Origin of the sequence: Brevibacillus sp. MER 51 (genome assembly GCF_023714195.1) — a bacterium.
Taxonomy (GTDB): Bacteria; Bacillota; Bacilli; order Brevibacillales; family Brevibacillaceae; genus Brevibacillus.
On record NZ_JAMAUS010000009.1, the window covers coordinates 91,545 to 109,610 of the forward strand.

At 49.7% G+C, this 18,066-nt stretch carries 15 protein-coding genes; 2 read left to right on the forward strand and 13 right to left on the reverse strand.

Translation table 11 applies throughout. The features are described from left to right. Positions 1-498 precede the first annotated feature (498 nt). Both rlmD and M3630_RS19665 read right to left on the reverse strand, forming a co-directional pair. Positions 499-1,941, reverse strand: coding sequence for a 23S rRNA (uracil(1939)-C(5))-methyltransferase RlmD (gene rlmD / locus M3630_RS19660; protein WP_251253214.1), 1,443 nt, complete (start codon positions 1,939-1,941; stop codon positions 499-501). Positions 1,942-2,059: 118 nt separating this feature from the next. Continuing rightward, on the reverse strand, positions 2,060-2,950 hold the full coding sequence (locus M3630_RS19665; RefSeq protein ID WP_221866834.1) for a diacylglycerol kinase: 891 nt from the start codon (positions 2,948-2,950) through the stop codon (positions 2,060-2,062). A gap of 142 nt (positions 2,951-3,092) precedes the next feature. On the opposite strand from M3630_RS19665, the gene M3630_RS19670 reads away from it, so the two are divergent. Further along, positions 3,093-4,067 (forward strand): ROK family glucokinase, encoded by a 975-nt coding sequence (locus M3630_RS19670; RefSeq protein WP_229087937.1) that lies wholly within the window; start codon positions 3,093-3,095, stop codon positions 4,065-4,067. A 71-nt stretch (positions 4,068-4,138) separates the two neighbouring features. Here the strand turns inward: M3630_RS19670 and M3630_RS19675 are convergent, their stop codons facing one another. From M3630_RS19675 to M3630_RS19695, 5 genes are all read right to left on the reverse strand, one after another. Beyond that, positions 4,139-5,041 carry a DMT family transporter gene (locus M3630_RS19675; RefSeq protein ID WP_251253215.1) on the reverse strand — a complete coding sequence of 301 codons (903 nt, stop codon included), beginning with the start codon at positions 5,039-5,041 and terminating at the stop codon, positions 4,139-4,141. A gap of 68 nt (positions 5,042-5,109) precedes the next feature. Further along, a complete protein-coding gene (locus M3630_RS19680) occupies positions 5,110-6,291 on the reverse strand; it encodes an ABC transporter permease (RefSeq protein ID WP_251253216.1) in 1,182 nt (393 codons plus the stop codon). Continuing rightward, positions 6,291-7,019: an ABC transporter ATP-binding protein gene (locus tag M3630_RS19685; RefSeq protein WP_251253217.1), complete on the reverse strand. Its 729-nt coding sequence runs from the start codon at positions 7,017-7,019 to the stop codon at positions 6,291-6,293. The genes M3630_RS19680 and M3630_RS19685 overlap by 1 nt, the downstream gene beginning before the upstream one ends. A gap of 27 nt (positions 7,020-7,046) precedes the next feature. Beyond that, positions 7,047-7,517 (reverse strand): hypothetical protein, encoded by a 471-nt coding sequence (locus M3630_RS19690; protein WP_251253218.1) that lies wholly within the window; start codon positions 7,515-7,517, stop codon positions 7,047-7,049. A gap of 111 nt (positions 7,518-7,628) precedes the next feature. Then, complete coding sequence (locus M3630_RS19695) at positions 7,629-7,967, reverse strand: hypothetical protein (RefSeq protein ID WP_221866830.1); 339 nt, start codon at positions 7,965-7,967, stop codon at positions 7,629-7,631. A gap of 224 nt (positions 7,968-8,191) precedes the next feature. Between M3630_RS19695 and M3630_RS19700 the strand changes: the two genes are divergently transcribed. Next, positions 8,192-9,952 (forward strand): RNA polymerase sigma factor, encoded by a 1,761-nt coding sequence (locus M3630_RS19700; RefSeq protein ID WP_251253219.1) that lies wholly within the window; start codon positions 8,192-8,194, stop codon positions 9,950-9,952. A gap of 53 nt (positions 9,953-10,005) precedes the next feature. On the opposite strand, the gene M3630_RS19705 is transcribed toward M3630_RS19700, so the two are convergent. The 6 genes from M3630_RS19705 to asd form a co-directional block, all read right to left on the reverse strand. Then, a complete protein-coding gene (locus M3630_RS19705; protein ID WP_251253220.1) occupies positions 10,006-11,664 on the reverse strand; it encodes a YcdB/YcdC domain-containing protein in 1,659 nt (552 codons plus the stop codon). Positions 11,665-11,683: 19 nt separating this feature from the next. Then, entirely contained in the window at positions 11,684-13,255 is a 1,572-nt protein-coding gene (locus M3630_RS19710; RefSeq protein WP_251253221.1) for a YcdB/YcdC domain-containing protein, read from the reverse strand. A 133-nt stretch (positions 13,256-13,388) separates the two neighbouring features. Continuing rightward, positions 13,389-14,825, reverse strand: coding sequence for an Asp-tRNA(Asn)/Glu-tRNA(Gln) amidotransferase subunit GatB (gatB, locus tag M3630_RS19715; RefSeq protein WP_016741203.1), 1,437 nt, complete (start codon positions 14,823-14,825; stop codon positions 13,389-13,391). A gap of 4 nt (positions 14,826-14,829) precedes the next feature. After that, a complete protein-coding gene (gatA, locus tag M3630_RS19720) occupies positions 14,830-16,302 on the reverse strand; it encodes an Asp-tRNA(Asn)/Glu-tRNA(Gln) amidotransferase subunit GatA (protein ID WP_251253222.1) in 1,473 nt (490 codons plus the stop codon). Between the two features lie 32 nt (positions 16,303-16,334). Next, positions 16,335-16,625 carry an Asp-tRNA(Asn)/Glu-tRNA(Gln) amidotransferase subunit GatC gene (gene gatC / locus M3630_RS19725; RefSeq protein WP_007717539.1) on the reverse strand — a complete coding sequence of 97 codons (291 nt, stop codon included), beginning with the start codon at positions 16,623-16,625 and terminating at the stop codon, positions 16,335-16,337. A 512-nt stretch (positions 16,626-17,137) separates the two neighbouring features. Next, positions 17,138-17,983, reverse strand: coding sequence for an archaetidylserine decarboxylase (gene asd, locus M3630_RS19730; protein WP_251253223.1), 846 nt, complete (start codon positions 17,981-17,983; stop codon positions 17,138-17,140). Positions 17,984-18,066 lie beyond the last annotated feature (83 nt).

An 18,066-nucleotide genomic window follows, 5' to 3' on the forward strand; every position in this document is an offset into this window, starting at 1 on the left:
TATTCACGAACTCCCTAAATAATCCCATATGTAGGGTATTCTCGAAAACTTTTGAACTATCCTGCCCGTAACTTTAAGAAAGGACCTTGTGCGTACAACAAATTCTTAAATAAATTTGGTACGGAGCAAACGAGGGTTCACGGTAAAGTGAACCTTTGATTGGCAGTAACGTCAGATTGGGCAGGCTATTCGATGCTGTAAAAGGGAATGTCGGTCTAAAACAATCCGCACTAATAAAAGAGTTGAACAAGCTGAATAAGCAACAAGAACAGTTAGAGAAGAAACCATTCTCGAAACGCAAAAAGACACGGAAGAACAATTCAGTGCCTTTCAAAAGAAAATTGCGTTGTTTGCACAGCTTGACATTGATGATGAACAAGTTCTAAAACAATTGCTCCATCAGGTAATTGGAAAGATAGAAGTCCATCAAGATGGCTCTATCAAGATTCATTACAATCTTGCTCACCCTCAGGAAATGAGCGAACTATTAAAAGGGGCTTAATAGGAAGCCCCTTTTAATTTAAGTAACACTGTACTCTCCACATGCCCCGTATGCGGAAACATATCCACCGGCTGCACTTCCTTCACCGCGTAACTGTCAGCAAGCACCTTCAAATCCCTCGCCAACGTAGAAGGATTACAAGACACATAAACCACTCTCTCCGGCTGCATCTCCAAAATCGTCGTCAACAACGCCTCATCACAGCCTTTGCGCGGCGGGTCTACCACAATCACATCCGCCCGTATGCCCTTCTCTTTCCAAGCAGGAATGACAACCTCCGCAGGCCCTGCCTCAAACGTCGCATTCTCCACGCCATTCAACTGCGCATTCCGATTCGCATCCGCAATCGCTTCCGGCACAATCTCTACCCCATACACATGCTTGGACTTCTGCGCCAAAAACAGCGAAATCGTCCCGATACCGCAATACGCATCAATGACCGTCTCCGTACCAGTCGCACCCGCGTACTCCAACGTCTTGTTGTACAGCACCTCTGTCTGCGCAGGATTGACCTGATAAAACGAACGCGCCGAAATGGCAAACTTGATCGGACCGATATAATCGTAAATCACATCACTGCCCCAAAGCGTGACCGTCTTTTTACCAAAAATAACGTTGGTCTTGTCCGGGTTGATGTTCTGCACGATACTCGTCACGCCCGCGACTTGTGCACGAATCGCTTCCACCAGCTCATCGCGCTGCGGAATCTGCTCCTCCGTCGTCACGAGCACAACCATGACTTCCCCCGTCTTGACGCCAACCTTAACAACAACATGACGCAGCAAGCCTGAATGGCGCACCTCGTCATATGCCGTGATATTCAGCTTGGTCGCCGCCTGCTTCACGGCTGCCACTGCTTCATCATTCACCTGATGCTGGATGAGGCATTCGTTCATGTCGATGATCGAGTGGGATTTCTCCGCGTAAAAGCCGCCGACCAACGCCCCGTTTTCCTCTCCGATTGGTACCTGCGCTTTGTTACGATAGCGCCATGGATCGCTCATGCCGAGTGTTGGATGAACGGTAATGGCCCCTTCCCCTTCGACTTGGAAACCGCCAATGCGACGCAGGTTGTCCCGCACGATTTGCTGCTTGTGTCGCAGCTGCTCCTCGTATGCGAGATGCTGCAACGAACAGCCTCCGCAACGGTCGTACAGCGGACAGGGCGGCTGGAAGCGATGGGTACTCGCTTCTACTACTTCCGTGAGCTTTGCAAAGCCAAAGTTTTTCTTCACATGATCGACGCGCGCATGAACCCGCTCTCCTGCAAGTGCACCATCCACGAACAGCGTATATCCTTCAATCCGGCCGACTCCTGCTCCTTCGTGGTTCAGTCCGGTTATCTCCACTTCCACGGTTTGTCCGACACGTACAGGGACGTCCAGCTCCACTTTGGCTGTCGGGTGCGGACCGCGCCGCTTCTTTGTTGTCTTCGCCACTATCTATTGCTCCTTTTATCTTGCTCTATAGGTTTTCGTTTTCGCTCCAGGAAGCATGCAGGGATGCACTGCGAAAAGCGGCATCCCCACGGCTATTGCTATTCATTTTACTATCTTCTTACGGGACGAACAACTCGATATGCCCCGGCAATGCTTCCACCACGCAAGGTAGCTGTCCGCCCAGCTCACCGTCCAGATTGAGCTGAACCTTCTCTCCGCCCGGCGAAGTGGCTTTGATATAATCTGCCTGGAAATACAAGATGTTCGGGTCCTTTAGGTGCTCACCGCGAACCGCCTGTGTCGCCAAGCGAATAAACTCCGCGATATTCGTCTTTTTCACAACGATGACATCCAGCTTGCCGTCTGACAAGTCCGCATCTGGGGCAAGCCAGTCGAACCCGCCTACGGATCGGCTATTGGCGATGAGGAACACCATGATTTCTTCATCCAACAGCACCTCTTTGCGGCTCTCCAGACGAACACGGATCGGGTGCAGCGATGGCAGCTTCTCCAAACCTTTGACGTAATACGCCATTTGTCCGATCAGCGTTTTCAGCTTGCTCGGAACCTCGTAGGTCAGGTTCGTCAGCGAGCCGCCACCCGCGATATTCATAAAATAGCGGTTGTTGATGCGCCCCAGGTCAATGCGTTTCTTCTTGCCCTTGGCGACAATCTCCGTTGCTCGTGTGATCGATTTTGGTATACCGACCGCCCGGGCAAAATCATTGCTCGTTCCGCAGGGGATTATTCCAAGAGATGGACGCGCTTTATGCTCTGCCATCCCATTGACTACTTCGTATATGGTTCCATCTCCGCCAGCGGCCAGGATGACGTCAAAACCGCGAGCTACTGCACGAGCAGCTTCTTCTGTCGCATCATCTTCCCCTCTGGTCGCATAGCATGAAGTTTCATATCCGGCCGACTCCATTAAATCGAGGATTTCCGGCAACCGCCGACGCACGATCTCCCGGCCGGAGCTTGGATTGTAGATTAATCTGGCTCGTTTCAAGGCAGATCCCTTCTTCCTTCCCTCGCTCACGGGGGTACTCTCTTCCATCATATCCTGTATAGCCATTTTTGGGAATCGCTATGCTCCATATAGCGTGATAAGATAGAAAAAGATGGAAAACAAGGAGATAGGGGAGACGCTTGTGAAGAAGATCATCGTGGGAGTAGATGTGGGTGGCACTGCAATCAAGATGGCTTTGATTACGCCAGACGGCGAGCTGGTTACAAAAATGCAAGAACCTACGCCTGTTGCGGACGGCGAGGATGGCATTTTGCAAAAAATCGTAGACATGTCTCATGATCTTCTTGCGCAGCATGATTATTCTCTTTCACAAGTCTGCGGAATCGGTGTGGGCGTACCCGGCCCCGTCGATGGCGGAAAGGGGATCGTCTTCCAAGCGGTAAATCTTCACTGGCGCCAGCCCGTTTTACTAAAAGAAAAATTGGAAGCCCTTACAGGGTTGCCGGTCGCGGTCGACAACGATGCCAATGTCGCAGCCCTCGGGGAAATGTGGCAAGGTGCAGGCCAAGGTGCACAAGACCTTGTTCTCATTACACTCGGCACAGGTGTAGGTGGAGGCGTCATTTTGAATGGAAAGGTCATCCATGGCATTAACGGTGTTGGCGGCGAAATCGGTCACATCACCATGACTCCGGATAGTGGTGCCCCCTGCAATTGCGGCAAAACAGGTTGTCTCGAAACATACACGTCTGCGACTGCCATCATTCGTGAAGGGCGTTTTGCCGCTACAAATGGATCAAGCCCGGCGCTTGCCGCAGTACTCGCCACCAAAGGAAACATTGCCGCGAAGGATGTCCTCGAGGCAGCCGTAGCAGGAGACGCAGCTGCTCTCGCGATTATCGATCAAGTGGCGCTCTATCTCGGCCTCGCCCTTTCTCATTTGGCGAATGTGCTCAATCCTGCGAAGTTTATGATCGGTGGAGGCGTGGCCGCGGCAGGTGACTTTCTCTTTTCCCGAATCCGCGAATCATTCAAACGCTTTGTTCCATTCACCTACGTCGTCGAGTCCACAGAGATCGTTCCGGCCAAACTCGGCAATGATGCCGGTGTGTACGGTGCGGGCTGGTTAATCCGCTCACAGATGCACGAAACCTGATCGAGCCATAAAAAAGAATGGACGCTCCTGCACATGAAGCCTCACAGCAAGAGCGTCTTTTTGGAATATCCTTATGAAGAAGCCTGCCGAGACGCCAGCTCTCGTTCTCCGCCTTTCCCCGAAACAATCAGCGCAGCACCGACGAGCACTGCACATCCTCCCAACAGCTGAAGCAAGCTAAACGCTTCGCCAAACAACAACGCCGAAAACCCAAACGTGACAACCGGCTCCAGTGTGCTTAGTACCGACGCTTTGGTTGACCCGATCAGTTGCAAGCCGCGGAAGAAAAAACTGATGGCGACCACCGTAGAAAAAACGACGATCCCCAACAACGCCCACCACCCTTGTGCCGCAAAAGACAGGTCAACACCTCCGTCTTTTAGCGCAATGAAAAAGGTGGAAATGGCAGCAAACAGGGCGATGTACGCGGATGTTACATAGGACGAAACGCCTTTTACCACCCGATTCCCCACCACAATATAAACGGAATAAAACAACGCCGCAGCAAGAGCCAACAGCACGCCAATCGGCTGAATCCCGCCAAATGACAAACCAAGCACCAGTCCAAGACCGACGAGTGTAATCAGCATGGCGATGACAGTCTTTTTCGTCAACCGCTCCTTCTCGACGAAGTAGCCCAGTATGGCAACAAACACCGGAAATGTGTACAGAAGCAAGGCCGCCATGGAGGTCGGGATGTACTGTACCGCAGAGAAAAAGCTAAGGGATTGCAGCGTGTACAAAATCCCGCCCAGACAAAACATCGCCAGCACCTGTCTTTTCTCCAAGCGAAGCGATTCCTTGCGCCAGAGCAACCAACCAAAAAACAGGGCAGTCGCCAATAAAAACCGCAAAAACAAAAGCGTCGAAACAGACACACCCGCTTCGTAGGCGTACACAGCAAAAATAGACATGACGCCAAAGCCAGCAGCCGATCCGAAAATATATAAGACTCCGACATACAGCGGATTCACAACATTTCACCAGCTTTCTCGAAATGACAGCGACGAGTGACGCGACAGGTCTGGGAAAAATTTTACGATCAGTGCTTTAACCCCGCTCCTTCTCTGCGGAATATGCGCGATGCGAGAAAAATAGTGAAAACCACATAGACAAGCAAGGAACCAATCCCCAGAAGCGCATGCATCGGGTCGACCTTGCCATAAAACACTTCCTTGGACAATGCGACACCGTTGAAAACAGGCATCACGTAGTAATGCGCGGGGATGTCGACCGGACTGATTGGCATCAGCATGTACGACGGGACCATCGCCAAAAATATGACCGCACTCATGTACGTCTGCCCCTCTTTAAAAGACTTGGCAATCGTACTCAAAAGAAGTTCCAACCCTGCAAAGAGCGCCGCCAACAACAAAATGGTCACGATAAGCACCAACAAAGTGACAGGCGAGAAAAAGGCGAGTGTAAAATGATCTCCTTCCGTCCCCATTGGTCCCAGACGCATGGCCAGTGTGACAGAAATTAGTGACGCTACTGCCCCCATGGCACTCATGATCATCACAGCCAACAGCTTTGCCGTGAGGATGTGCTGGGGTGCAATCGGTGCCGTCAACAACGATTCGAGCGTTCCCCGCTCTTTCTCACCAGCGACGAGATCATTCGCAGCAGCCATTCCCGCGGATGCTAGCGAGACGACCAACATCAACGGAATGATGCCCGCCAGCATCCCTCCCGACTTCCTTTCCTCAGAGGCTGTATTTTGAAAGGTGGAGACAATCGGTTGAATCGTCTGCTCGGACAAACCCGCTTGGTTCAACCTTTTCGCTACGACGTCTTTGCTGTAAGCCTCTACTGTCTGCTCGATCAACGCACGGGCATAGACAGATTTTTGATTAGTCGAGTCATAGGCAACCGATAACTGCGCTGTTTTTCCCGCCGCGATCTCCTCATCGAAACCAGCCGGAATTGTCAAAATAGCACGTAGCTGACCTGCTTGCAGTGCCAGTTTCGGATCGGGCGGCTCCAGGATTTGAACAGCAGGATTTTTTTGCAAAACAGCAATCAATGAAGATGATCCTTGTACAGCTATAGGGATGTACTCCCTTGCCTCTTTTTCCACATTACTATACGACGTCCCGAGCAAAAAGAAGACGAACGGAATGACGAGCAATGGCACCAGGAGCGTTCCTATCCACGCCTTGCGATCGCGAAACAAGTCCATTAGCTCTTTTTTGAATACGGTCCACACGACATGTGAGCCCATCAGCCCTCGCTCCCTTCCACGACAGCCATGAAAATGTCGTCCAGATCCTCTGTCCCAAACTGCTCGCGCAGCGCATCCAATCCCCCGGCGAACCGCAGCTTCCCCTTGTGCATGAGCGCAACTCTTTTGCACAGCTTGTTAATCTCGCCCATGTTGTGACTGGAAAACAGAATCGTCTTCCCCTCTTCTTGCAGCTTTCTGACCATTCTTCGAAAGATTGTGGCAGCCGTTACATCCAATCCTGTCGTCGGTTCATCCAACAAAATGACATCGGGATCATGTACGAGCGTCCGGGCAATCGCTACCTTTTGCTTCATTCCCCGGGAAAAGGCACCCACTCGCCTGTCTAAAAAAGCGTCCATCTCAAGCATCCGGCTCAGACGGAGGGTCCGCTCCTCAAGCCTCGCTTGCTCCAAACCGTATAGACGACCGAAATACGCGATATTTTCCCGTGCTGTCAAACGGCTGTAAAGACCCACATCTCCCCCGAATAAAATGCCGATTCTGCGGCGCACTTCAAGCGGTTGCTGCCGAACGGAAAACCCACTAATCTCGATGTCTCCCTCGGTCGGGGTCAAAACCGTCGCCATCATGCGCATCGTCGTTGTCTTACCCGCTCCGTTTTCGCCGAGAAGTCCGTATACCTCACCTGCCTCGACCCGAAACGATACATGTTGGACCGCTGCGATCTCCTTGAATCGCTTGCTGACATCCTTGACTTCAATCAACAGCAGCCCCCCTCTCCCTTATTTTCACTAAAATTGTACCTTCAGCAAGTACGATGCTCGCTTTTCTCCCGTAAACGTCACCTGTACAACACCCGTCCGCCCGCTAAAAACTCGCGGTATAACGCCCGTGACATGAAATTCCCTTCGCTTCTCATCGACTCGCGCGACAGACACGGAGCCTGGAGGCAAAAAGACCTTGTCGCCTTCCAGTGTGTAAAACGAAAGGGTGATTTCTCCCGATTGCCCGTGGGCTTCTCCCGAAAACCGGATGATCTCCATCATTCCTGACACCGCTGACACTCCCGTGAGGTCAAAAAGCGGGTGACGCAGATTCGCAAGCGTCTGTCCTTTTTTCCAGTCCTGCAAAAACGCGTCAAACTCCTGCACAGCAACCATCCACGCCGTCGAGGATGTCGTAGTCGCAGGGACATGCGAAGACATTGTACCAAACACAAGCGAAGAAGACGTCATCACCAGTGGCAACCAAATAGAAAACATGCTAATTCCCTCCAATAATTGGTTGCTCTTAGCATGCCCTCATAAAAGTTACCCGTATGTGCCTTTGGCGAATCAGAATCTTTTGACTTCAAGAACGGTAACTCTCGTATCCTACAGCGGATACCGCTCTTTCCATTTGGTCAGGGAAAAGCCTTCAAATAGCGCGACGAAAGCTTCCGTATCGTTAATATAATGACGGGTTTCTTTTACCTCTGGATGCTTTTCAAGAAACAGAGTCGCTACTAAATGGCTGACAGGAACACCTTCTGCCTCTTGATCGTAAATGCCCCGCTCAGCAAGTACTTTGCCAAAATAACGCACGTAGGTGACGGTTATTGTTTTTTCTTGACCGTTTTCTTGCCACGTAGCAATGGAACGATCAAATGTATCAGACGGTGAACCACCTTTTCCAGGTGCCACACTTTCTCCTGCAACAGAAATGAGCTTCATGTACTTCCATCCTCCTTTTTCTTCCTGTACGTTCATTATAGGGGAGAGTGGAAATTGTTACAAATTGCTTTGTCATCTGCCGTTGGAGAATCCCTTCGTTTACTTGTCTGATACACTAAATAGAACGGTCAAAAAACTCCAAAATTTTTTTCGCATCCCGTGTCAGAAAATCCGTGAACCCGAAGTCTACACAGTATATCAACAAATCACGAGGAGTTATTGCGATGGATCACTTGATAATCAGCCCCAAGACTCATGAGGAACACACCCAGATAGAAGACGAAACTTTGGTTGAACAGGCAAAAGCCGGAGATCAGGAGGCGTTTAGCGAGCTGGTCAGGCGTCATCGCTCCAAAGTATACGGCTATGCTCGGTCGTACACACAAGAAGCCTTTCTTGCCGAAGACATCGTTCAGGATGCTCTCATTCGCGCCTTTTTGCACCTGGGAACATTGGTGGACAGCCGACGTTTCCTTCCTTGGCTGCATCGGATTGTACGCAATCAGGCGTACACACGGCTTTCGAAGGGTTCGCAAAAAAGAGAAACCCTCTTCTCGAGTCTGGGCAAACAAACACATGAGCAGGAACCGACTGACTGGGAGGACCTCGATAGTATCCTGCACAGACTGGGACGATCTTGGTCGCATTCTGCGCAGAACACCAATCCCGAAGAGGTCATGGTGCGGCGTGAACTGTTTGAGACGATCAGAAGCCTGCTGTACTGCCTCAATCCTCGGGAGAGACGCATTGTGGAATCTCATTTTTTTGATCATTTGGCCCCTCAGGAGATCGCCCACATGTTCCAGATGTCCCAGGCGAATGTCTATCAAGTGCTATCGCGTTCTCGCAAAAAACTGATTCAGGAAAAAACTCGTGTCGTTGTTGATCAATACATGAAGACGAGAAAGGTTGCGGGGAGTATGAAACAAGCCGTATTGAATAAACCAGAAGCATTCACGATGCCTACTTGGGTTACTTGCGCAGCGGCACTATACGGAATGGTAGAATCGACCGAACGAAAAATGTCTTTGCCGATGATCCTTGGCTTGAGCGGCCATGCCTTTCGCCTGACGATCGTCCCTGGAAATATCCATATTGCGGGCCCGACAATGTTTCACTTTCAACGAGTCTTGCAGCAGGGTTTGAAAAACATGGGCTTTGAATCTCGTGCCGTCACCTCGTATCATCTTTCCTGCGAACCAAGCATGAATGCCAATCAAGTTGCTCCCTCGCTATTAAGCCAAGAGGCCCGCGAAAAGCGCCAGCTGTCTGTCCTCTTGCCGGAAGCATTAGAGCTGGTTCACCGCTCCATCGACAAAGGGCATGCTGTGCTTGCTTGGGACCTGTTCATGCCAGAGTTCGGATTGATCTACGGCTATGATGATGAAAAAAGAGTGTTTTACGCAGGAGACAACTGCCGAAATGACAGTACCATTCCCTATGAAAACTTGGGGCGGGGTATCGTCGAGGAGTTATTTGTCCTTGCCATCGACCGTGCGTTTCCGATCGATCAACGTACGATGCTCGCAAATGCTCTCCAATCTGCACTCGTTCATTATCGTGGGGAAGAGCCGCAGGACCCGAGCTGTGTCAATGGTCTAGCCGCTTATGCTGCTTGGCAGGAGGCCTATGAAAAGGGAACGGTTGAGCCGAATGGCAACGCATATACGACCGTGGTGAACGGAGATGCACGTCGCTACGCCTCTCTTTTCTGGAGCGAAATCGTTGATACGTGGACAGATTCTGTATTTGATGAGGTTCGTCCGCTGATGAAAGAAGCAGCTGGCTTGTACGGGGCGATTGCTGATGGCTTTGACACGTTAAGCAAGCTTTTCCCATTCCCGGCTGGGGGCGATCCGAACGATGCGGAGAAGGGCAGGCAGGCTATTGCGTTGTTGCAGGCGATTGAGCGAAATGAACGTGCTGCCGTATCGGTACTGGAACAAATACAGGCGGGACTCACTGCAAATCAGGCGCGCACATAAAAGGGATAGAAAAAAGAACGCAGTCAGAAAAGCTGCGTTCTTTTTCGTTCGAATTATTCCTCGTATTCGCCCCATTCAAGTGTGCCTTTTACAGCATCTACGTAAGGCCAGCTCTTGCTCTTGTCAACCGTATAGACAAGGGTGAGAAAAGGAGCTTGTTTGCCTTTGTAGGTTGGCCAGAAGTAGGACAGCTTTACAGGGAGATTTTTGGCTACGATTTCAGCAGCTTGTTGCTGCGTTACGGATGGCTTCAGGATGGGAAGAGTACCCTCTTTTTCCGGCATATTCACAATGAAAGTAAATACTTGTCCACTCTCTATATCGACCTTCAGCCAATAGTAACGGTCGAACACAGGCAACCCATCGTGCAGTTCATAAAAAATGAAGGTATACGCTCCTGTTCCTGTGTCCTCCTCCTCTTCACCCTCTCCTTCATTCAACGCGATCATCCAATCAGCCAATTTCGGCTGTTTATATGGATCAAATATCTCAACCTGCCATTCAGTAGAGGATTTAGCGGCATATGGCTCGATGAAGGAAATTGCTTTTTTCAAGGCTTCTTCTTTCGATAAGGGAACAGGCAAGCTTTTTGTTTCCATAAAAATATCCGCACTAGTGACCGCTCCCGTAGAAACATCCACCGAAATGGACACGTCTTCATACCCAAACTCATCGCTCCAGGAATGTATGATCTCACCATCAACTTCTCCTGTGTAGTATTCTGTGAACATCACCTTCGTATCCACGTCAAACAAGCCCGCGACGACTTTTTCTCCATCTGCCCTGCTTTTGACAATAAGCGGCTCTCCTTTTGGCGATAGCGTGAGCTTCTTCAAATTGGCAGGATTTCTTTTTCCATCCCCTGCAATCTCTGTTCCCTGAATGAAGTCAATCTGCTTTCCTGTCATGGCATCGATGTAAGCGTTATTCATCCATAAGTATTGCATGCCCGGCTTGGCATCTTTCCCTTCCAGCACATAGCCCAACTCAAGACGATCAGGAGTGAAAAACTGCTTTTTGACAGCTTCTGGTGTCAGTGCCGTTTTCGGATCTGGGACCTTGGTCTCTTTCAAATCAAGTAGCTCACTGGATACACCCAAGATATGACCAGCATAATCCGTCGACACATATATGCCCATCCTATTCCCCAATATCTCCAGCCCATTTAGTTCAACTGGATAATAAACGGAGCGGTATATTGTTGAGTTATCAGTCAAATCTTCAGAGTCTTCCTTGTTAACAGCTTTGGATAATGTAGGCGAGCCTACTTGTTTTCTTTTGTCTGCCCCTAATAACTCAAGCACTGCTTTTTCTGCCCGTTGCAAAATAATCTCGTCTGTCGCAATTTCCCCTTGTTTCCAAATATGCAAACTGGCGCTGTACATGATCAACTCACCTGTTTTTCTGTCAAAGACAACAATGGCACTCATGTCATTGGATTCGGGACTTTCCAGATTGAGGTTTAACAGATTTTCATCCATCTCACTTTTCACAATCGTTCGTTTCGTCAACGTTTTCAATGCAGGCTCCAGCTTTTCTAAAGCAGCTACGATCTGAGTGGCCCGCTCCGGGAGCTTTTCCTCGCTTTTTGTAACATTTGCAATGTGGCTAGGATGGATTTCAGGACTTGCAGCCAAGGCTGTTCCACTTGTTCCTGCCAACATCATTGCTATTGTCAAAGCGATTGCTGTGCGTTTTCCATTTCGTTTCATTAATTCCCCTCCTTCTTTCCTAATCCTCGTACTCTCCCCATTTAAACGATCCATTTACGGCATCGACGGTTGGCCAGCCTTTGCTGGTATCGAGCTTGTAAACGAGAATGGGTGCATTCTTCTCTCCTGACCTCGGCCAGATATAGGTCAACTTGACCGGTACCTGTTTGGAAACAATATCTGCTGCCTGTTGGGCCGTTACAGATGGTTTGAACACAGGATATTTACGATCCTCTGCTGGAACTGATGCCACGAATTCAACAACTTTTCCCTTATTTGGATCAATTGCTACTCCGTAGGAATACTCCATGAGTGGTATCCCATTTTGTTTTTCGAGAAATAAAAAGCCATACTGCTCAACGGATTTCTTGTCCTCTTGCTTGATTTCCTCATACATTTCGACTTGCCACTCGGCTTTTTTAGCATAAGGCTCCAGGAACGTAATCGCCTTTTGCAAGGATTGCTCCTTTGTTAGGGGCACTGAGAGATTTTCGATATGTGCCCAATTTACGTATCCGCCGATATCGCCAGTCACTTCATTCACCACAATAGATGCCCGATTATAATCGATAGTGTTCGACCAGTCATAAGTGATTTCACCCTGCTGTTCGTCTTTTCGATAGGTTGTATACAGCTTCTTGGTATCAACCCCGAACAAGTTCTCTAAAATTTGCTGATCCGTTGCGCCTTTTGCAATGAATGGCTTTCCTTGGGGTTTCAAAGAGATGTCCTTGATATCAGATGCATGGAGATTTCCATCCCCTTCGTCTGCTCCCCATTCCATTTCGATCTGCTTTCCCGTCAATGCATCAAATACTGGTGACGTCCTCATGGTATATTCAATACCGGGTTTCCCATCTGTTCCTTCCCATACATAGCCATAACGAAGGCGTTCGGGCGTAAATATTTGCTTCTGAATCTCTTCTTTTGTAACAGCTTTTTTCGGATCAGCCACCTGTATACCCGTCAAATCGAGCGGTTGAAAAGATAGGCCCAACAAATGCCCGCCTGAATCCATTTCCACCTCGATACCGTAGCGTGCTTCGTCTATTTCCAGACCATTTAGCAGAATCGGAAAATAGACATTCGGGTATATAAACGACACTTCTTCACCGTATACCGTTTTCGACAATTGTGGAGCATCTGTCATTTTTCGCTTCTTTTCTCCGAACAACTCTTTCACAGCTTTCTCAGCCTTTTGCACGATGGCTTCGTCTGTTACTTTTTCATTCTCTTCCCAAATGAATGGGGAAGCCTCGTAACCAAGTAATTCACCGCTCTGGCGATCAAAAAGCAGATATGCACTCATTTCGGTATCGTCAGGATGGCTTATATACAAATCCACTTGATTTTCATCGTAATCAGAAATAACGACCTCTCGGAGCGTCAGAGCTTTTAAAGCAGGCTCCAGCTTCTCCAGTGCAGCGACAATCTCTACCGCACGAGCAGGCAGCTTGACTTGTTCTTTGGATGGGTTTTCAGCATTTTTCAAAATCATTTCCGGACTTGCAGCAAAAGCCTGCGCACCCGTTCCCAGCAGCATGGTTGTCACTGCAAAAGCAGCCGTCGCACTTTTCCAATTTGGTGTCATGAACATTTCTCCTAATCAATTATGATGATAGCTATGCATTCTATCTTACTTTTTTCCCACTATTTAGCATAGATCCCCGCACAAAAAAACAGCACTTTCCCTTTACAGAGAAAGTGCTGTCATATGTTTTGCCCTACAAGCTGTTCAATACTTCCTGAATCAACTTGTTTACCATTCCCGGGTTTGCCTTACCTTTGGTTTGCTTCATGACTTGGCCTACAAAGAAAGCAGCTGCTTTTTCGTTTCCGGACTTGAAGTCTGCCACGGCTTGCGGGTTGGAATTGACCGCATCAACGACGATTTGACGCAGAGCGCCTTCATCGCTGATTTGAACGAGTCCTTTTTCTTCGACGATCTGCTTCGGCTCTTTGCCGGTCTCCACCATCTCTTTGAAGACGGTTTTGGCGATTTTGGAGGAAATGGTTCCGTCCTCGATCAGCTTGATCATCTCACCCAAGCCTTTTGGTGTCATTTTTACATCTGCAAACACCAGGTTGTTGGCGTTGAGGTGTGCCAACAGGTCAACCATCAGCCAGTTTGCTACTGACTTCGGCTCTGCTCCTGTTTTCACAGTCTCATCAAAGAAATCAGCCGTCTCTTTGGAGATCGTAATGACTCCGGCATCATCCTTAGACAAGCCAAACTCGTTCACATAGCGAGCCTGACGAGCATCTGGCAGCTCTGGAATGGTTGCGCGAACCGCTTCAATCCACTCCTCGGAAATCTGCATGCGAACCAGATCCGGGTCTGGGAAGTAACGATAGTCGTGCGCTTCCTCTTTGGAACGCATCGTCAACGTCTTCTTGTTTGCTTCATCCCAACGGCGCGTTTCCTGAACGACCTTGCCACCGGAAGAAACTACCTCCGTTTGACGCTGCACCTCGTACTCCAAGCCCATTTGTACGTTGCGGAAGGAGTTCATGTTTTTCAGCTCAGCCTTGGTTCCGAATTCTTCTTGACCATATGGACGAATCGATACGTTGGCGTCACAACGCAGGGAACCTTGTTCCATGCGAACGTCAGATACTTCCGTGTACTGGATGATCGCTTTCAGCTTTTCCAGATACGCACGTGCTTCCTCCGGTGTGCGGATGTCCGGCTCGGAAACGATCTCGACGAGCGGTACCCCGACACGGTTGAAGTCTACCAGAGACTCTCCGCCAAAATCGCTGTGCGTCAGCTTGCCCGCATCCTCTTCCAGATGCAGACGAGTGATCCCAATGCGCTTCGTCTCACCGTTTACTTCAATGTCGATCCAGCCATTGTAGCCGATTGGTTGGTCAAACTGCGAGATTTGGTACGCTTTTGGCGAGTCTGGATAAAAGTAGTTCTTGCGGTCGAACTTGGTCTCGCGGGAAATCTCGCAGTTGAGGGCGAGTGCTGCTTTCATCGCGAACTCTACCGCTTGCTTGTTCGTTACAGGCAGTACACCTGGATGTCCCAAGCAGATCGGGCATGTATGTGTATTCGGCGGTGCACCGAATTCAGTCGGGCAGCCGCAAAAGATTTTACTGTTGGTCGATAGCTCGGCGTGAACCTCCAAGCCGATGACGGTTTCGTACTTGCTCATGCTCTTACCCCCTCACCCATTCCGGTTTGCGCCCGTAGAAGCCTGCGGTTTGCTCATACGCATGGGCTACGCGCAATACGGTGGATTCGTCAAATGCACGACCTACGATCTGCAAACCAATCGGGAGACCGTTTTTGGAGAATCCGCACGGCACGCTGATTGCTGGCAGTCCAGCCAGGTTTACAGGAACGGTACAAATATCTTCCAGATACATTTTCACCGGATCATCTACGTTTTCGCCTACTTTGAAAGCCGTAGAAGGCGTGGTTGGGTGCAGGATTACATCGTAGTCAGCAAAAATGTTGTTGAAGTCCTGAATGATCAGGGTACGTACCTGCTGGGCCTTTTTGTAGTAAGCATCGTAATAACCAGACGAGAGCGCGTAGGTTCCGAGCATGATGCGGCGCTTCACTTCTGGGCCAAAGCCTTGGCTGCGGGATTCCTTGTACAGCTCGATCAGGTTTGCCGCATTGTCTGCGCGCACACCATAACGTACGCCGTCAAAACGAGCCAGGTTGGACGAAGCTTCAGACGAAGACAAGAGGTAGTAAGCTGGCACAGCATATTCCGTGTGCGGCATGGAAACCTCGCTCCATGTAGCACCCATGCTCTCCAACTGCTTCAATGCTGCCAGAACCGCATCGCGAACCTCAGGGTCAATCCCTTCTCCGATCAACTCTTTTGGTACCCCGATACGCAGTCCTTTTACATCTCCAGTCAATGCGGACAAGTAATCCGGTACGTCCACATTTGCAGAGGTAGAGTCGTATTCATCATGTCCCGCAATCGCTTGCAGCACATAGGCAGAATCCTCAACATTTTTCGTCACAGGTCCGATTTGATCCAGCGAGGACGCGAAGGCAACCAGCCCGAAACGGGATACGCGTCCATAAGTAGGCTTCAAGCCGACAACGCCACAAAAAGCAGCAGGCTGACGGATGGAACCGCCTGTATCAGAACCAAGGGTGAAATAAAAATGACGCGCAGCCATTGCCGCCGCTGAGCCACCGGAGGAGCCGCCCGGAACGTAGTCGGTGTTCCATGGGTTTTTGGCTGGGAAAAAGCCGGAATTTTCGTTGGAGCCGCCCATCGCAAACTCGTCCATGTTCAGCTTCGCGACGATGATTGCATCGGCATCCTTCACCTTTTTGGAAACAGTCCCGTCATGGACAGGATCGTAGTTCGCCAAAAATTTGCTCGCGCAAGTCGTGCGAACGTCTTTTGTAACCAGGTTGTCCTTCAGTCCGGCAGGCAAGCCGTAGAGAAGACCCAGCTCCTCATTTCCCTTGACCAGACGCTCGTCCAATTGGCGGGCATGAGCCAAGGCTCCCTCTTCATCTACATGCAGGACGGATTTGATTTCTTCGTCATGCTCCTTGATGCTAGCGATGGAAGCCTGCACCAGATCCGTTACCGAAATCTCTTTTGCGCGCAGCGCGCTATGTATCTCAGACAATCGCTTGTCAAACAGCGACACAGTGGGTTCCTCCCTTCTCGTTATCCAATAGGTTATTCGAATACAGCCGGTACTTTAAACTGCCCGTCTTCGTGATCTGGTGCGTTTTTCAGCACGTCTTCACGTGGCAGGGACGGTCTGTTTACGTCTTCGCGCATGACGTTTTTCACGTCTGTAGCATGACTGGTTGGCTCAATATTGGATGTATCGAGCTCATTGAGTTTGGCTGCAAAATCAAGAATCGCATTCAGGTCTTTTGTGTACCGCTCCGCTTCTTCCTCAGTGAGCTGCAAACGGGCCAAATTAGCTACGTGTTCCACTTCTTTGCGAGTTATGGCACTCATTCTTTCCACCTCCGAATCGTATCACATAACTTTGATCTTACTTGAAAAGAGCAGGTTCAGTCAATTTTCACAGGGATTTCGACGGGGAAAACAAATAATGTTTTCGGCAAAAAAATATTGATCGATTATTAACCAGTAAAAACACTCTGTCCGGCTGTTGTGGTGGGGAGGAAACAGTTTGATTCGATTTTTTAATGCCGTAATAGATGGAAGAAAGTAATCAGTTACGACAGAGAAGAATATTTCCAGACGTAGCGACTTGTGGAGTCCTACCAAGCGGAGAAGGGATTTGCGGGAAGTAGAAACGCAACGTGCCCGAGCTACGTAGCGGCTACCACTTTTGCGTTTCCCCGCAAATCCCTTCGGAGCGGACAGCCTCAACCCCCAGCGGGACGAAGCCTGGAGCCTAGTCTGGAAATATTCTTCTCCCCACCGCAGCCACATCCATTAGAAGACTAAGAAAAAACAAGTCCAAGGCATTTGCCCTGGACCGTGATCTCTTCAGTCGTTCGTTATTCCGCCTTCTTTGTCGCGAGCGCCTGCCCCATCAAGAGAGACTTCCCTTTTTCAACGCCTGTTGCCCATTCGAGCTCGTTGGACTCCAACAGCAAGATGACGGTCGAACCAAATTCGAACCAGCCCAGCTCCGAGCCTTTTTCATAACGAGGTGTCCCAGCAATCTTCTCGTGGGTTTGTCGACCGTGCTTGATATTCGTCGTCGCTGTGTTGTAGCAGACCTTCACGCTGCCTACAAACAAGGCTCCTACTTTAACCAAAGCCATATCGCCCAGGCTATCTGTTTTGATGTGAGTTACCAAGCGTTCATTCCGAGCAAACAAACGGTCTACATTTTCAATCCCGAGCTTGTTGACGGGATAGAGTCTGCCTGGCATATAGCAGTAACTGCTCAAATCGCCTGTTACTGGCATATGAATCCGGTGGTAGTCCCTTGGACTCAAATAAATGGTGATAAATTTACCACCATAATAACGCTTGGCCTCTTCCTCCGAACCGCCCAACAACTCACTTACACTGAAATCTTTTCCCTTTGCTTGAATCAAGGTGCCCTCGCAAATATCACCCAACTGCGAAACAGTTCCATCCACCGGGCTCACGATAGTGTCTAGCCCAGGTGCAATCGGTCTCGCTGCGGGCTTCAGGCGTCGGGAAAAAAACTCCTTCAGCGTGCGGTATTCTGACGCCGGCTTTTCTATGATCGACGTATCAATTTGATAGTGCTTTATGTATCGTTGAATGGCTAATCGACTAAAGGGAGTAGCGGTAATTTTGCCCATAGTCCGGGACATCGCGTTTTGTGGCAAGCGATGGATGAGACCTGGGAGCAGCTTTTTGCCCATAAGAAATGCTCCTTCGTAAAACAACAATACCCTTACTTTACCACTTCTGCTAACAGCCAGTAAACCCCGCACTATTACCAGAG

What these genes read in the sequence shown, in the direction of transcription:
- M3630_RS19680 (WP_251253216.1), bottom strand. Translation starts at nt 6,291, where the DNA reads ATGGGCTCACATGTCGTGTGGACCGTATTCAAAAAAGAGCTAATGGAC.
- M3630_RS19690 (WP_251253218.1), bottom strand. Translation starts at nt 7,517, where the DNA reads ATGTTTTCTATTTGGTTGCCACTGGTGATGACGTCTTCTTCGCTTGTG.
- M3630_RS19695 (WP_221866830.1), bottom strand. Translation starts at nt 7,967, where the DNA reads ATGAAGCTCATTTCTGTTGCAGGAGAAAGTGTGGCACCTGGAAAAGGT.
- M3630_RS19700 (WP_251253219.1), top strand. Translation starts at nt 8,192, where the DNA reads ATGGATCACTTGATAATCAGCCCCAAGACTCATGAGGAACACACCCAG.
- M3630_RS19705 (WP_251253220.1), bottom strand. Translation starts at nt 11,664, where the DNA reads ATGAAACGAAATGGAAAACGCACAGCAATCGCTTTGACAATAGCAATG.
- M3630_RS19710 (WP_251253221.1), bottom strand. Translation starts at nt 13,255, where the DNA reads ATGACACCAAATTGGAAAAGTGCGACGGCTGCTTTTGCAGTGACAACC.
- gatB (WP_016741203.1), bottom strand. Translation starts at nt 14,825, where the DNA reads ATGAGCAAGTACGAAACCGTCATCGGCTTGGAGGTTCACGCCGAGCTA.
- gatC (WP_007717539.1), bottom strand. Translation starts at nt 16,625, where the DNA reads ATGAGTGCCATAACTCGCAAAGAAGTGGAACACGTAGCTAATTTGGCC.
- asd (WP_251253223.1), bottom strand. Translation starts at nt 17,983, where the DNA reads ATGGGCAAAAAGCTGCTCCCAGGTCTCATCCATCGCTTGCCACAAAAC.